The following is a 15188-nucleotide window of genomic DNA, read 5'->3' on the forward strand; positions in this document are numbered from 1 at the left end:
GTTTTGATAGGTCCACGTTAATTCAGTTATAAGCTTATAAAAAATCGTGATTCAGGATGGAAAATATCCGTCTAGCTGATACTTTGTGCAGATGACCCCTGAACAGCTTATAACTTTCGCTACCGTTGCTGAACACGGCAACATCAGCCACGCGGCGCTGGCCCTGCACCTGTCGCAGCCTGCCGTATCCGGGCAGTTAAAGCTGCTGCAAGAAGAATTCGGCGAGCCGCTTTATCAGCGTGCCGGCCGTGGCGTGCGCTTGACTGCAGCGGGCGAGCAATTGCTCGGCCACGCGAAACGGCTGCGCGATACCTTCGTCCAGGCCAAAGCGCTGAAGGACGCGCTGCGCGGGCTGGAACGCGGCACCTTGCGCATCGGCGCCAGCACGACCCCAGCGAGCTATCTGCTGCCGTACCTGATTGCCGATTTTCGCCAGCGCTACCCCCAAGTGCTGGTGACGACCATCAATGGCAACACGGCTGACATCGTCGCCGCCCTGGGATCGTTGGATATAGCCCTGATCGAAGGTCCGCCCGGCCCCGACTTGCCGGCAGGCACAGGGGTTACACCGTGGCGCGAGGACGAAATTGTTGCCATCGTGCCCAGCCAACACCTGCTTGCCGCAGTTGAGCACGGGCAGACCCTGCAAGCGTTGGGCGCCTATCCACTGGTTCTGCGCGAAAGCGGTTCGGGCGTACGCCAGTTGGTCGAGCGAGCATTTGCTCGCAGCGGGGTGGCGATGCGGGTGGGCCTGGAGATTGCCGGTGTGGAAGGGGTCAAGGAAGCAGTGCGGGCAGGGATGGGCGTCGGTTTTGTCTCGTCGATGTCGATGCGCCATGAGGACGCAGCGCTGCGGCGCCTGCGGGTTGCCCCGGAAGCGTTGACCCGGCGCTTCTCGATCCTGATGCCGCATGCCGACACGCCGTCGCGGGTGGCGGCGCGGTTTCTTGAGCTCTGCACTGCGCCCGCTTGCGAGCCGGGGCAGGGCGTGGGGCCGGCGGATCAGTAGACATCGCGCAGGTAGCGTCTTTGCTCGCTCAACTGGCGCCAGTAATCAGCGGCAGCGTCGGATTCCAGGCCACCATGACATTGCGCAACCTGGCGCAGGGCATAATCGACGTCCTTGGCCATGCGGCTGGCATCGCCACAGATATACAACTGCGCGCCTTCTTGCAGCCAGCGCCAGAGCTCGGCGCCTTGCTCCAGAATGCGGTCCTGAACATAGATTTTCTGCGCCTGGTCGCGGGAAAATGCCAGGCTCAAATGGGTGAGCAGGCCATCGCGCTGCATGGCTTGCAGCTCTTCGCGGTAATAAAAATCACTGGCCGCGTGCTGCTCGCCGAAGAACAACCAGTTGCGGCCTGGATCACCCCGCGCCTGGCGCTCCTGCAAAAAGCCCCGGAATGGCGCCACGCCAGTGCCCGGGCCGATCATGATCATCGGCAGCGAGCCATCGGCCGGTGGGCGAAAGTGCTTCGATTGCTGGAGGAAAACCGGCACCTCGGCGTGTTCTGCGCGGTCGGCAAGAAAGGTCGAAGACACGCCCTTGCGCTTGCCGTAGCGCACGGCTGCAACCGTGAGATCGACTGCACGGGGATTGGCCTTGGGGCTGGAGGCGATCGAGTACAGGCGCGGTTGCAGGCGTTTGAGTGTGCCAAGCAACTCGCTGGCGCCGCAGTCGATCGGGTAGGCATGGAGCACGTCTGCCAGCTGGCGGCCCCACAGCCACTCATTCAGCTGCGCTTTGCGCTCGCTGCTGAGCAACTGCTTGAGTTCCGGGTTACCGCTGCGTTCGGCGATCAATGCCAGCGCTTCGCGGCTGGGGCGGGCGATTTCGAAGTGTTCGCTCAGTGCCTGGCCTAACGGAACGTCACCAAGCTTGTCGAGGCTGACCGGCGTGTCCGCAGCCAGGCCGGTCAGTTCGAGCACTTCGCCGACAAGTTCCGGGCAGTTGCGTGGCCACACGCCCAGTGCGTCTCCCGCCTCATAGGCCAGGCCTGAATCTTCCAGGGCGAAGGAAAACAAGCGGGTATCCTTGCTCGCACCCGGCTGATTCAAGCGAACATTGCTCAACAGGCGTGAGGCATAAGGCTTGGCTTTGCTCGGCGTCGCGCTGGTTGCTGGGTCCTCAATCAGCGCTGTCGGCGCAAGATCGAGTGCCTGCTGCAACTGCGCCAGCCAGTGCTCGGCCTGCACCTCGTAGTCGCTATCGCAGTCGACTCGCTCAATCAGGCGGGTCGCGCCCAAGGCTTGCAGGCGATGATCGAGTCTCTTGCCGTGGTTACAGAACTGCTCATAACTGGCGTCACCCAGCGCCAGCACGGCATAGCGCAGTGACTCAAGCTGCATCTGCTGCGCATTCAATGCGCTCCAGAAGCGCTCGCCGTTGTCGGGTGGGTCACCGTCACCGAAGGTACTGCTGATCAAGGCCAGGGTCTGCGTGCTGGCCAGCTTGCTCGCGGGAAAGTCCGCCATCGCACACAGCTGCACGCTGACCCCTGCGTCGCGCAAGCGCTTGGCGTAGCGCTCAGCCAGGGCTTCGGCATTGCCGGTCTGCGAAGCCCACAGCAGCGTCACGTGGCCTGGCAAGGCAGCGTCTTCCTCGGCCCCCATGGCGAGGTCTTCGTGAGCAGGGCTGGCGGTGAGTGCGGGAGCGCTCGCCGTATCCAGCCATTGGTGGTCGATCAGCTCGACCCGTTGCAGCGCAATCGCACAGCACTTGAATTCGGGTTGCAGCGAAATCGGGTCGACAGCGTCGTTGGTCACGGCATTGATCGCCAGGTTGTCGCCAAACACATCGTTCCAGTGAAAAGGTGCAAAGCAATTACCCGGCAGGACCCGTTCGGTGATCACCGCTGGCAATACGGCGCGACCGCGTCGCGAGCGTATTTCCACGGCGTCTCTGGCCTTGATGCCAAGCATGGCTGCATCCTGCGGGTGGATCTCGATAAACGGCCCAGGATTGAGCTTGTTCAGCGTGGCCACCTTGCCGGTCTTGGTCAGGGTGTGCCATTGGTGCTGCACGCGTCCGGTGTTGAGCAGCAATGGGAAGTGTTGGTCGGGCATTTCAGCGGGTGGCAAATGCGGGCGCGGCAGAAACACGCCCTTGCCATGCTCGGTCGGGAAGACGATGGCAGGTCGGCTGCCGTCTTCTGCCAGTGCAAGCGACTGGCTGACGCCGTCGTTGAGGTAGCGGATCGGATTGCGCGTCTGGCCAGGGTCCACAGCGCACGGCCACTGCAGCGGCTGTTCGCGTAGACGGGCGTAGGTCGCCCCGCGAATGTCATAGCCGGTCTTGGGATTCCAGGCGCGCTTGATCTCTTCAAATATCTCGGCTGCGCTGCTGTAGCTAAAGGCATTGGCAAAACCCATCTCGCAGGCCACCCTGGCAATGATCTGCCAGTCGGGCAGGGTTTCACCGGGTGCCTGCACGGCTTGCTGCATCAGGGTCAGGTTGCGTTCGGAGTTGATCATTACCCCTTCAGCCTCAGCCCATAGCGCGCCGGGAAGGAGGATATCGGCGTAGCGATTGGTCTCGGTGTCGAGGAAGGCGTCCTGAGTGATCACCAGCTCAGCCTGTTGCAAGCCGTCGATGACCTGCTGGCGGTTGGGCACCGATGCCACCGGGTTGGTGCAGATGATCCAGCAGGCCTTGATCAGGCCGCTGCGCATCTGCTCGAACATCGCCACAGTGCCGCCGCCTACGTCCTGCCGCAGGCTGCCGCGCGGGATCGCCCACAGGTCTTCGATGAACTGCCGGTCGGCCTCGACCAGCACCGAGCGTTGGCCGGGCAGGCCGGGGCCCATGTAACCCATCTCGCGCCCCCCCATGGCATTCGGTTGCCCGGTCAGGGAGAACGGCCCGCTGCCCGGGCGGCAGATGGCGCCGGTGGCCAGATGCAGGTTGCACAGCGCGTTGGTGTTCCAGGTGCCGTGGGTGCTCTGGTTGAGACCCATGGTCCAGCAGCTCATCCATTCGCCGGCTTCACCGATCCAGGCTGCAGCCTGATGAAGGTCGGCCTCAGGGATACCCGTGATGCGCGCGACCTGGTCTGGCGGGTAGTCTTCGAGAAACGCCGGCATGGCCTCCCAGCCCGCGGTGAACGCCGCGATGAACGCCGGATCGGTGTGGCCGTTTTTCACCAGCAGGTGCAGCAGGCCGTTGAGCAGGGCCAGGTCGGTGCCGGGCTTGATTTGTAAAAACAACCCGGCTTTGTCTGCCGTGGCAGTGCGGCGAGGGTCGACGACGATCAGCCTGGCTCCGGCCTTGACCCGATCCATCATGCGCAGGAACAGAATCGGATGGCAGTCAGCCATGTTGGCGCCGATCACGAAAAACAGCTCGGCCTTGTCGAAGTCCTGATACGAGCCCGGCGGCCCGTCCGCGCCAAGCGATAACTTGTAGCCGCTGCCGGCGCTGGCCATGCACAGGCGCGAGTTGGACTCCAGGTTGCTGGTGCGGACAAAACCCTTGGCCAGCTTGTTGACCAGATACTGCGCCTCCAGCGACATCTGCCCGGAGACATAGAACGCCAGTGCATCGGGGCCGTGCTGTTCAAGGATGGCGCGCAGGCGCCGGGCGGTCTCGCTGATGGCGGTGTCCATCGCGATCCGCACCGGGTCCTGATTGCGCTGCTGGCGCAGGTAGGCGTTTTCCATCCGGCCAGAATCAGCGATGGCCTGGCCACAGGTGGTGCCCTTGGTGCAGAGCCTGCCGAAGTTGCTCGGGTGCGCCTTGTCGCCGCTGACCTTGACCACGCGGTTGTGCTCGACCTGCATGACGATGCCGCAGCCCACGCCACAGTAGGGACACACGCTGCGTACAGTTTTGCTTGTCATCTTCGCCCCTTGATCTCTGCCCGCCGCAGCGGCCCAGAAACAAAAAAGGCGCCATGAGACCTCCCGTCGAAACGGGGTCTACACGGCGCCTTTGTCGTATTAGGTGCAGTCTTCGTTGACTGCGCAGGTGAACTAGCAAACAGCGGGCCATAACTCGCCCAGCACCCGCCCGACTCGCGCTGGCGAGTAACTCTATTGGACGCTGTTCACTTACGTTGCACTCAGAATTTGCACGGGAGGGCAGGGCGCACCAGTTCAGCGCACAGCGCTGGCATGGCTCGTTCAGCGCTGCAACGCGTGGTTCAGGGCCTTGAGCAGGTCGTCGATCGCGTAAGGTTTTTTCAGTAGCTGAGGGTGGCGCTGGGAACCCTGGGAAAGGGCGCTGCTGTAACCACTGGCAAGCACCACCGGCAATCCCGGCCAGCGCTCGCTGATCACATCAGCCAGTTCCAGCCCGGTCATGCCCGGCATCACTACGTCGGAGAGCACCACGTCAACTGGCAGGTGTCGGCCTTGCAGCAGCTCGATAGCGGCTGCTGCGCTGCTCACCAACTGGGTCTTGTAGCCAAGTTCCTGGAGCAGGCTGACGGTAATTTCGCCAACCTGTGCGTTGTCTTCCACCAGCAGCACCTGAGCGTCGTTTACTGCCAATGGCACTGCAATCTCTTGTTGCGAAGGGGGAGGCGGGGTTGCTGCGGGCAGCGCGATCCTCATCGTCGTGCCCGTTCCCAGCTCGCTCTCGACGCTGACCTGGCCACCGGACTGATTGACGAAACCATACACCTGGGACAGCCCCAGGCCAGTGCCCTTGCCGACGGCTTTGGTGGTGAAGAAGGGTTCGAACACCCGTTCAAGGTTGGCCGCATCGATGCCATGCCCTTGGTCAGTAACGCTGATGATCACAGTCGGCGCACTGGCTGGCGAAGAAAGCGCAGGTGCGGCACTCACTGCCAGCGTTATGTCGCCCGCGCCCTGCATTGCATCGCGGGCATTGATTACCAGATTGACCAGCGCCGTCTCGAATTGATTTGGATCGGTGTTGACGTAGTGGTCCTGCTCTGGAAGTGACAGCTCGATACGAATGTTCGCCCCGACCATGCTGCGCAGCATCTCGGCAATTTGCTGCACGCGCTGCGCCGCCAGAAAGGTTTCTGGCTTCAATGTCTGGCGGCGGGCGAAGGCCAGCAGTTGCCCGGTGAGTTTGGTCGCTCGGTCAGCAGTTTCCAGGATCAGGTCGATGAAACGGTGTTGCTTGTCGCCCGCGCCGGGATTGCGCCGCAGCAACTCTGCTGCGTTGCGGATGATGGTTAGAATGTTGTTGAAGTCATGGGCCACGCCACCGGTGAGCTGGCCGATGGCTTCAAGCTTCTGCATTTGCCGCAGTTGCGCCTCGGCGGCGAGCAGGTCGCGTGAGCGCGCTTGCACCTCAACTTCCAGCTGTTCGTTGAAGTTACGCAGTTGGTCTTCTGCGTCATGCCGGTCATGCACGTCGATGGAAGTGCCGTACCAGCGCAGGATCTGCCCTGAATGCGGCTCTCGATAGGGCGTAGCGCGGACCATGAACCAGCGGTAGGTGCCGTTTTGCCCGCAGAGGCGATGTTCGGTCGTGAAGTCCTGCCCGCTCGCCCGGGCCAGTGCGAAATCTTGCACTGTTTTGCCAACGTCCTCAGGGTGAACACCAGCATGCGTCATCAGCCCGTTACCCGCACCATCGACCGCCGCGCCGAAATATTCCTGCCAGCGGTTGTTGACGAACACCACACTGCCTAGGGCATCGCATACCCACGCCAGCTGCGGCATGGTGTTGGCCAGAAGCTCGAAGGCCGCTTCGCTCTCATCGAGCCGTGCCTGGCTGCGGTGGCGCTCGGTCAGGTCGCTGGCTGCACCAAACCACTCGATGAGCTCGCCGGACTGGTCAAAAATAGGCACCGCTCTGGAGTGGGTCCATCCAAAACTGCCGTCGGCGAGTAACACTCGATGCTCCAGTTCGAACACGGATTGGGTGCGGATCGCTTGCTCGACCGCCGCCAACACCTGGGTGCGGTCTGCGTCTGGAATGTATTTCTCGATCCAGCCCTGGCATGGCTGAGCGGTCTCTTCGAGAAAGCCCTGGCCGGTCAACTCATGCATCTGAGTCCAGTCGGGACTCATGCGGTAGAGGGTGGTACTGCTGGCACTGACCTGTGCGCGGAAGCGCAACTCGCTGTCATGCACGGTGCTACTGCTACCTGTCGCGGACAGCGGCGGCCCGGCGCGTTCAGTTCGAAGTGTTGGTCGATGTTCCATGAGCTGTCCCTGAGCTGAAAGTTGCCATGCAGACCCGGTCGGATCACGCGTGATTACGCAGGAGAGGCCATGCTTGCTCGTGGAGTTCAGTGCGAATGGTCATGGTGCGATATGCGGCATGCCCTGGACTGAGGCATTCGCGCCCTGTACCGCAATTGTTGTGTCGCTGAACCTGGCAGGCAACGGAACTGGACGATGGCAAATTCGGCCGGTTCAAAGTGCTGTCAGCGGCGAGGAGTGATGGAGGTCGGCTCCGCAAGCCTGGGCATCGATCTGAGCCACGACTATGCCGGCTTGTACAAGTGGCTGCTGGCGAGCTTCCTCGTTGGTAAACGGATTCGTTAGTCGGTGGCACTTGCGGCGTATCACGCGCTGGTCGTGGGCAATGGTTAACTATTTGGACCTTAACGTCAAAGTGGATGCAGCTCGCCTGAGTCAATAGTTGCTCAGCTTCGACGGTATCGGTCCCAAGGCGTTGGAAATATTTATGCGGGAGTTGCACTGCATGCAACGGTGAATCAATTAGATATCCGGCGTTATGCAAAACTCTTCGTTTTGTATAAGTTTTTTTGCCGTTTATCAGAACGTTACCCTGTTTGCACTGATGTAGTTGATTCGACAACCTGAAGCGCTATGTTGGGTAACGATAGGATTAAAGTCGCAGGAGGATGCCATGCGAATTCGCGGTGATGTGTTCTGGAGTTGGGCCGACCCCGCGCTGCACCATCGAGGTCATGACGAAAAGCTCGAGAGTGGCGTCATGATCGACGTTCAGGTGCGCTTGGCACGCACTGGCCAGACGCAGTTGTTCATCGGGATCTATGCCGCGAGCGGAATGTCGCTGCACGAGGAGGCTTACGATTCTCGTCCTGGAGAATCAATGACGCACGCATTGGCCTGGGGGGTAGGGCGAGCACGGCATTTGATCAAGGAGCAGCGGCTCGGCAAACGTGTCGCCTAGCTGCGTAGGGCGGCGCGGCAGTGGGCCCTGACGAAGACTGCCATTTTTGGTAGCGTCTGCGCCCTATGAAGAATCCCAATCAGACACGCGTCAACACATCATCGATGTCGCCAGGTCGCTGATGATCCAAAAAGGTTACACCGCGGTCGGCCTCAGCGAACTGCTGGCTACGGCTGGAGTGCCGAAAGGCTCGTTCTACCACTACTTCCGCTCCAAGGAGGAGTTCGGTCAGGCGCTGCTCGAGGAATACTTCAGCGAATACCTGGGGCGCGTCGATTCACTGACGCATGCAGAGAATCACCAGCATGGTCGAGCAAGGCCAGGCGGATGGCTCGATCAGCGCGGCTTCGCCGCCAACGGTCCTGGCTGAAGGTATTTATCAGCTTTGGCTAGGTGTCGTTGCTGGTCAAGGTTACCCATTCGGAACAGCCTTTTGATGTAGCAATGACAAACAGCCAACACCTCTTGAACTGACTTTTTCAGCGCTTTCGACCCGTCTCATACTGAATAACCGTGAGCAAATCTAACTTCGTCGTTGAATATAGCGCCATCGTTGCAGTGCTGAACAAATACAACGAAGGCGGCAAGCAAGCGGGCAGCCGTATCATGCAGCCGGCCTTCAGCGATCAGGCCACTATTTTTGGGCTTGATGGCAACAACAAGTTGGTCGGGGGCGCCATTCAGGAGTTGTTCGACACCATCGACAAACCATCTTTCCGACCTTCGCCCGAAGCCCAAGGTGTGATTGTCAATGTTGATATTGTGGGTACTGCCGCCAGCGTGCGGATCGATACCAATGGTATTTCCGGTTTCTGCTTCACCGATTTTTCAATCTGCTGAAAGTCGAAGGTGAATGGAAAGTGATCAGCAAGATTTACCACACCCATGTAGCGCCCTGAATCTGCTCTCTGCACCGAGAGCAAGACTGTGATCCAATGGTCTGCCAGCTCCGATCATCGCGGGCTGGACCCGCAAGGCCAGCAGGTCGAGGCTATCCGCGAATTGATCGTAGCTGGCCATGACAGCCTGCTGGCACATTTCGAGAGCCAGCCTTCGGCTTGAATCAATGCTCCGGGCGCGCAGTCGATGCGCTCGGACAGCTGGAGCATGTACCCATGAATGAACACATTGCAGCAGTCGCGCTGGAAAAAGCCTACAGGCTGCTCAACCACGGCCCGACGGTCCTGGTCTCTGCTCGCCATGCTGGCGTGGACAACGTGATGGCTGCGGCCTGGGCGTGTGCGCTGGACTTCTCGCCGCCCAAGTTGACGGTGGTGCTGGATAAAATCGCCAAGACTCGTGAGCTGGTCGAGCAGAGTGGCCAGTTCGTGATCCAGATTCCGACCGTAGCGCAGGCTGAGCTTACCTTCCAGGTCGGCCACCGTAGCTTGCTCGAGCAACCGGACAAACTGGCGCGCAGCGCGGTCGAGCTGTTTGCTGTGCCCGGCCACGATCTGCCATTGGTTGCGGGGTGTTCAGCCTGGCTTGCCTGCCGCCTGATCCCGGAGCCGCACAACCAGGATCGCTACGATCTGTTCATTGCCGAGGTCGTAGCGGCCTGGGCCGATACGCGGGTGTTTCGTGACGGGCACTGGCACTTCGAGACTGCTGATCCCAACTTGCGCAGCCTGCACTATGTCGCTGGCGGCCACTTCTATGCGATCGGTGAGGCCGTCGACGTCGAATCCAAGGCTGAATAAAGCCAGTCGATAAACGTGCACTTTGCGCCCCGAGAAGTCTGTGAGCTGACATGGCCAAAGGCGTCTGAGCGGGTTATCCCTAAAAAGCCGTCTTCAACGTCAACGACAGGCTGCGCGGGTCACCATAGATGGCACCGGCATAGAACCCGTAGCGGGTGTAGTAATGCTTGTCGAACAGGTTGTTGGCATTGAGCGTCAGCGAGACATCGTCATTGATGTCGTATTTGGCCATCGCACTCCAGATCGCATAACCCGACCAGTTGACGTCCGTGGCAGCGCGGCTTACGCCGTTGCTGGGCTGGCCAGCGGGGGTGGAGTTGGCGCGGATGTTGGTCTGCGCGGTAACGCCGGTTCCGACGGTCAAACGATCGAGTGGGCCAGACAGGCGATAGGTGGTCGAGGCCTTGAACAGGTGCGACGGGTCGCTGCGACCGTCCGCATCGAGCCTGCGCAAATGCAGATAGGTGTAGCCGGCATAAAGGTTCCAGTCCGGAGTAAGGGCACCCGAAACTTCCAGATCGATACCGTCGGTTTCCACCCCTGAACCGGCCTTGTAGGCCTGGGCGCCGGTTGGCGTCAGATTGTCGCTGTCGGTGACGGCCTTGTTTTCCTGACGGGTCAGGAAGTACGCCGCCTGGGCGTTGACCAGGCCTCCCAGCCATTCGCCCTTGATGCCGCTTTCATAGCTTTGGCCACGAATTGGCTCGATCTTGCTGCCGCTGACGCTTTCTTCGCTCTGCGGGGTGAAAATATCGGTGTAGCTGGCGTACAGCGAGTAATTGTCGTTGAGGTCATAGACTGCTCCCAGGTACGGCGTGACGATGCCGTTTTCTTCCTGGTTACTGCGCACGCCTGCGGTACTGCGGGTAGTGCTGCTGTAATTGCTGACGCGGGCGCCGACAATCACCGACAGCGGGTCGGTAATGCTCAGGCGTGTCGCCGCGTACATGCCCTGCAGACGGGTGGTGGTCTTGCTGTGCAGGCCGGTCTTGTAGGCATTGATGGCGTAATCGTCGTCCACGCCATCATGCCAGTTGCTGATCGGGAAGCCGTTGTTGGCGCGGAACTGGCAGCCGAGGGTGTTGGCGCTGGTGCGGTCGGCGCTGACCATGTTGCAGGTGTACTGCGGCGACCAGGCAACCGTGCGGCTGTCGCTGTAGCCGAGCATGGCTTGATGGCTGCGACCAAGCAGTTCGAACGGGCCGCTGACATCGATCTGCGCCGATTGCTGGGTCGTGTCGGTCGAGCTGTGCAGGCCGTTGAGCACCGCGCCGCTGCCGTCCTGGTTCCAGTAGCCGCCATATACGCCGCGGCCGACCGAGTTGACCTTGGCCAGGCCGCGGTGGTTGAGCGCGTCGGTGGTGCTCTGCGCCGCCTTCAGGTTCAGGCTCCAGTCGTTGTCGAAGTGATGCTCCAGCGAGCCGAAGGTGGTGCGCGTTTCGTACTCGCCAAAGCTCCAGCTGGGCACCAGGTTGCTGCTGCGCGGCAGCTTGGTCTTGCTGCCGTCGCCGTACCAGATCGGAATGTTCGCGCCCCAGCCACCGCCAACAATCTTGCTGTATTCGTACTGGTAACCAGCGCCCAGGGTGGTGGCATCACTCAAGTCGAACTCGAAGCTGGCCAGTGCCGCGCGCGAACGCTCGGACTGATTGTCGCGGAACGAGTTGGCATCCTGCTGGGTCATCACCAGCCGCGAGCGCAGCCTGCCGTCTTCCGTCACCGGCAGGTTCAGGTCGGCGCCCAAGCGGCGTTTGTCCCAGCTGCCGTAAGTGATGTAGGCACTACCGCCAAATTCCTTGCCTGGACGCTTGCGAATCAGGTTGACGGTGGCCGATGGGTCACCGGTGCCGCCCATCAGGCCGTTGGCGCCCCGGACGATATCGATGCGTTCATACATGTCCATGTTCAGCGCCGTGCCTGCGCCGCTGAAGTCCGAGCCGCCGGGGAACTGCAAGCCGTCTGCCTTCCAGTTGGTGATCGGGTAACCACGCGCGCGGTACTCGGTACGGCCGCCAACTTCCATTTTGCTCATGCTGACGCCGGGCGTGGTATCCAGCGCCTGCTCGATGTTGGTGATCTGTCGATCCGCCATTTGCGCCTGGGTGATCGTCGTGACTGACTGCGGCGTCTCGCGGGGTTTGAGCTTCAGCCCGGTGGAGCTGGTGGTGCTGTTGACGGTATAGCCCAACTGTTCGGTGCTGTTCTCAACCGGCATCTGGCCATCGACGTTGACCGCATCCAGTTCGACGACCCTCTCGGCGTTGGCGTGCAGGCTTAGGCTGCCTAGGGCCAGGCCGATTGCCAGGGGCAATGGCGAGCGGCGGCAGTACAGACGTGGGTGTTTGCTTGCGATCGCAAGCGGTGTATGCGCGGAATGACTGGTCATGATGCCCTGCTGTGCAATTGGTAATTCATCGTATTCGCAGATGATTTTTGCTAGCATTTTATGCATCGCTTCTGCGCGCTCTATCAGCGGCTTGTATGGGTATGTAATGGAATGTAATGAAGGTTTTATCGGCCGTGCGGAGGTCGCCCGGCTTGCGTCGGCGAGAACGTTTCTGGTGGTCGATGACGATGACGAGATCCGCGAACTGCTCTGCGATTACTTGAGCGAAAGCGGCGATCGGGTACTGGCCGCCGCCAGTGGCAGCGAGATGTGGCAGCAGTTGGCACGGGAACCGGTGGACTTGGTGGTGCTCGACGTGATGCTGCCTGGCGAAGATGGCTTGAGCCTGTGCCGGCAACTCCAGGCCAAACCTGGCTTGAGCGTGATCATGCTGTCGGCCAAGGGCACGGCGTTCGACCGCATCATTGGCCTTGAGGTAGGCGCCGACGATTACCTGGCCAAGCCGTTCGAACCGCGCGAATTGCTCGCCCGGATCAAGGCCGTGCTGCGCCGTTCAGCGCGCGCCGACGCTGCAGCCGAGCAACGGCCGGATCTGCCACAGCGCTTTGCCGGCTATCGCCTTGATCCTGTCAAACGTCTGCTCACGGCCGCCGATGGTACGGCCTGCACCTTGCCGCGCTCGGACTTCCGGGTCCTGCGCGAACTGCTGGCTGCGCCCGACCAGGTGCTGACCCGCGAGCATCTGACGCGCAGTGCGATGGGTCGCGATTACACCGCAGATGATCGCTCCATCGACATGTGCATCAGCCGTCTTCGCCAACTGCTCAAGGCTGCGCCCCAAGGCGAAGTGCAGATACTGACTGTACGTAACGAGGGCTACCTTTTGAGCCTCGGCGCTGCAGATGCGCGACACTGAACACCCGCGCACACGCCTGCGCACATCACTCCAGCGGCTTTGGCCGAAATCGCTGTTTGGCCAGCTGACCCTGATCATGGTCAGCGGCACGGTGGCGATTCAGCTGCTGTCGAGCAGCATCTGGTTTGACGTGCGCTTTGCCCAAGTGCTCGAGGCGCCGGTGCGGCTGATCGCCAGCCGCACTGCGCCGCTGCTGGACACGGCCGGCTGTGACCCCGTGGTGACCATTCAGGCACCGGCGCATTATCAGGCCAGCTGCGTGCAGTCCCCCAGCACAGCTGAGCGGCACAAGGGCCTGCGCCGAACCGGTCTGTTGCTCGAGCAGGCCCTGGCGTACGAGCTTGGCCGTGAGCAGAGGGTGCGGGTGCTGAGTGTCGAGCTCACCGACCCGCAAGGGCAGCCGGTTACCTGGCCGAGCCTGTTCGGTTTGCAGACGGCCATGGCCCATGTGCGCTTTGCCGTGGCCTTGGCCGACGGCCACTGGCTGCAGGTCAGCGGCCAAGAGCTGCAGGGCTGGAGTGGTGAGTCGGCCTGGGCGCTGATAGCCGATTACGTAATCAGGGTGTACGTCCTGCGCATCCTCGCAGTGCTCGCCGTGTGCTGGCTGGCGGTGCGGTTGTGCCTGCAACCGCTGCGCAGGATGAGCGACGCTGCGCGGGCGCTGGGCGAGAGCCTGGAGCAACCGCCGCTGCGGGTAGAAGGGCCTTCAGAGGTGCGCCAGGCGGCGCATACGTTCAATGCCATGCAGCAGCGGATTATCGCCATGGTCAATGACCAGAGCTTTTTCCTGGCCGCGGTATCCCACGACTTACGCACGCCCTTGACCCGCATGCGCCTGCGCGTAGAGCGCATGGGCGACAGCCCGGACAGCCAGCGCCTGAAGCTCAATATCCAGCAGATGGACCAGATGATCGCCCAGGTGCTGGACTACCTGGAAAGTGCCAAGCAGCACACCTGCCAGATCATCGATGTCGACCGGCTGGTGCGCAGCGCCTGCGCCGAGCTGTGCAGTGCTGAAGAGCGCCTGCCCATCAGCGGCCATGCTGGCGCGGTCTATGCCAATGAGGTGCTGTTGCTGCGCTGCATCCAGAACGTACTGGTCAATGCCCTGCGTTATGCTCAGCAGGTCGAGGTGCGACTGGAACGGACCGAGCAGGGCGTGCTGATCCAGGTCGACGACCGCGGCCCGGGCATTGCCGACAGCCAGCTGCAGGTCATCACTCAGCCCTTCGTGCGCGGTGATCACTCGCGTAATTGCCAGTCCGGCGGTTACGGGCTGGGGCTGAGCATCGCCAAGCGCATCGCAGAAAATCATCAGGGCAGCCTGCTCTTGAGCAACCGCCAGGGCGGCGGGCTTTGCGTGCGTATTTTCATCGCCTAACGCAAGGCCGACACCCCGCCCATCAAAGGTTGCGCACGGTAGTCAGGGCGGGTGACCACACGCCATGCCCGCAGCGCGCGCATGAGCGCTGTTCGGCGCTGTCGTGGAATACGCTCAGGCCGCAGCTTACACAGCAGTACAGCCCAGGGCCGGGTGGTACCTTGTACTCCGGGCGATGCTCATCAGGCAGAACCGACAGGCCGGGCCGGGTTTCTTCGGCGGTGTAGAAGTACAGACTGACATCGCCGTCCGTTTCCAGAAGTCCAAGCCTGACCTGGCCCAGATGTTCGACGCCTTGCTGGCGCAACTCCATGAACAATTCTTTGGACGAGATATTCAAGTTGCGCAGTGAGTGGATTTCATAGATGCCGTCTTTCACTACGGTAATGGGTACACCATCGATCCAGGCTTCACAGGTTTTACTACGCGTCATGATGTAGATGGTTACCCGATAGAGCAGTAGCAGTGTCACAAATACCAGCGCAACAGGCAGTAGTGGCACATCTTCATAAAATGTGACATCACCCGCAGCGGAACCCAAGGTCAGAATCACCACCAACTCAAAACGCGAGAGTTGCTTGATCCCACGTCGGCCACTGAACTTGAGGAACAAGAACACCGCTAGAAACGCGGCCAGTACACGGCAGGCGACTTCCAGCAGAAACGTCCAGGGCAGGTCGCCCAGCAGCATGCGTTGCAACTCGAACGACTCCATCCATGACCTCGATTTCGATTGTCTTCGCTAGGATTGACCGCGA

Annotated in this window: 10 protein-coding genes and 2 pseudogenes; 8 read left to right on the forward strand and 4 right to left on the reverse strand. The window is 61.2% G+C overall.

Features of this window, described 5'->3' with window-relative positions; genetic code table 11:
• The first annotated feature begins 91 nt into the window (after nt 1-91).
• Nucleotides 92-1009, forward strand: coding sequence for a LysR substrate-binding domain-containing protein (locus tag IDM28_RS09830; RefSeq protein ID WP_150569431.1), 918 nt, complete (start codon nt 92-94; stop codon nt 1007-1009).
• Here IDM28_RS09830 and IDM28_RS09835 read toward each other — a convergent pair.
• Nucleotides 1003-4839 carry a bifunctional nitrate reductase/sulfite reductase flavoprotein subunit alpha gene (locus IDM28_RS09835; RefSeq protein ID WP_188035817.1) on the reverse strand — a complete coding sequence of 1279 codons (3837 nt, stop codon included), beginning with the start codon at nt 4837-4839 and terminating at the stop codon, nt 1003-1005. The two genes, IDM28_RS09830 and IDM28_RS09835, sit on opposite strands and share 7 nt — an antisense overlap.
• Before the next feature lie 282 nt (nt 4840-5121).
• Nucleotides 5122-7053: a PAS domain-containing protein gene (locus IDM28_RS09840; protein ID WP_188035818.1), complete on the reverse strand. Its 1932-nt coding sequence runs from the start codon at nt 7051-7053 to the stop codon at nt 5122-5124.
• Between the two features lie 745 nt (nt 7054-7798).
• On the opposite strand from IDM28_RS09840, the gene IDM28_RS09845 reads away from it, so the two are divergent.
• From IDM28_RS09845 to IDM28_RS09860, 5 genes and pseudogenes are all read left to right on the forward strand, one after another.
• Nucleotides 7799-8086, forward strand: coding sequence for a hypothetical protein (locus IDM28_RS09845; RefSeq protein ID WP_101318908.1), 288 nt, complete (start codon nt 7799-7801; stop codon nt 8084-8086).
• 121 nt (nt 8087-8207) lie between these two features.
• Nucleotides 8208-8560 (forward strand): annotated as a pseudogene (locus IDM28_RS09850) (TetR family transcriptional regulator).
• Nucleotides 8561-8599: 39 nt separating this feature from the next.
• Nucleotides 8600-8985 (forward strand): annotated as a pseudogene (locus IDM28_RS09855) (nuclear transport factor 2 family protein).
• A 28-nt stretch (nt 8986-9013) separates the two neighbouring features.
• Nucleotides 9014-9148 (forward strand): hypothetical protein, encoded by a 135-nt coding sequence (locus tag IDM28_RS23830; RefSeq protein ID WP_259074005.1) that lies wholly within the window; start codon nt 9014-9016, stop codon nt 9146-9148.
• 53 nt (nt 9149-9201) lie between these two features.
• Nucleotides 9202-9786: a flavin reductase family protein gene (locus tag IDM28_RS09860; RefSeq protein ID WP_188035819.1), complete on the forward strand. Its 585-nt coding sequence runs from the start codon at nt 9202-9204 to the stop codon at nt 9784-9786.
• Between the two features lie 79 nt (nt 9787-9865).
• Here the strand turns inward: IDM28_RS09860 and IDM28_RS09865 are convergent, their stop codons facing one another.
• Entirely contained in the window at nt 9866-12172 is a 2307-nt protein-coding gene (locus IDM28_RS09865) for a TonB-dependent siderophore receptor (protein WP_188035820.1), read from the reverse strand.
• A gap of 106 nt (nt 12173-12278) precedes the next feature.
• Between IDM28_RS09865 and IDM28_RS09870 the strand changes: the two genes are divergently transcribed.
• Both IDM28_RS09870 and IDM28_RS09875 read left to right on the forward strand, forming a co-directional pair.
• Nucleotides 12279-13049, forward strand: coding sequence for a response regulator (locus tag IDM28_RS09870; RefSeq protein ID WP_150569426.1), 771 nt, complete (start codon nt 12279-12281; stop codon nt 13047-13049).
• Nucleotides 13036-14430 (forward strand): ATP-binding protein, encoded by a 1395-nt coding sequence (locus IDM28_RS09875; protein WP_150569425.1) that lies wholly within the window; start codon nt 13036-13038, stop codon nt 14428-14430. The genes IDM28_RS09870 and IDM28_RS09875 overlap by 14 nt, the downstream gene beginning before the upstream one ends.
• A gap of 22 nt (nt 14431-14452) precedes the next feature.
• On the opposite strand, the gene IDM28_RS09880 is transcribed toward IDM28_RS09875, so the two are convergent.
• Nucleotides 14453-15145 (reverse strand): DUF421 domain-containing protein, encoded by a 693-nt coding sequence (locus IDM28_RS09880; RefSeq protein WP_150569424.1) that lies wholly within the window; start codon nt 15143-15145, stop codon nt 14453-14455.
• Nucleotides 15146-15188: the final 43 nt, after the last annotated feature.

Source organism: Pseudomonas sp. EZ-C24 (assembly GCF_014525325.1).
Classification (GTDB): domain Bacteria; phylum Pseudomonadota; class Gammaproteobacteria; order Pseudomonadales; family Pseudomonadaceae; genus Aquipseudomonas; species Aquipseudomonas shirazensis.

What these genes read in the sequence shown, in the direction of transcription:
- IDM28_RS09830 (WP_150569431.1), top strand. Translation starts at nt 92, where the DNA reads ATGACCCCTGAACAGCTTATAACTTTCGCTACCGTTGCTGAACACGGC.
- IDM28_RS09835 (WP_188035817.1), bottom strand. Translation starts at nt 4,839, where the DNA reads ATGACAAGCAAAACTGTACGCAGCGTGTGTCCCTACTGTGGCGTGGGC.
- IDM28_RS09845 (WP_101318908.1), top strand. Translation starts at nt 7,799, where the DNA reads ATGCGAATTCGCGGTGATGTGTTCTGGAGTTGGGCCGACCCCGCGCTG.
- IDM28_RS09860 (WP_188035819.1), top strand. Translation starts at nt 9,202, where the DNA reads ATGAATGAACACATTGCAGCAGTCGCGCTGGAAAAAGCCTACAGGCTG.
- IDM28_RS09865 (WP_188035820.1), bottom strand. Translation starts at nt 12,172, where the DNA reads ATGACCAGTCATTCCGCGCATACACCGCTTGCGATCGCAAGCAAACAC.
- IDM28_RS09870 (WP_150569426.1), top strand. Translation starts at nt 12,279, where the DNA reads ATGGAATGTAATGAAGGTTTTATCGGCCGTGCGGAGGTCGCCCGGCTT.
- IDM28_RS09875 (WP_150569425.1), top strand. Translation starts at nt 13,036, where the DNA reads ATGCGCGACACTGAACACCCGCGCACACGCCTGCGCACATCACTCCAG.
- IDM28_RS09880 (WP_150569424.1), bottom strand. Translation starts at nt 15,145, where the DNA reads ATGGAGTCGTTCGAGTTGCAACGCATGCTGCTGGGCGACCTGCCCTGG.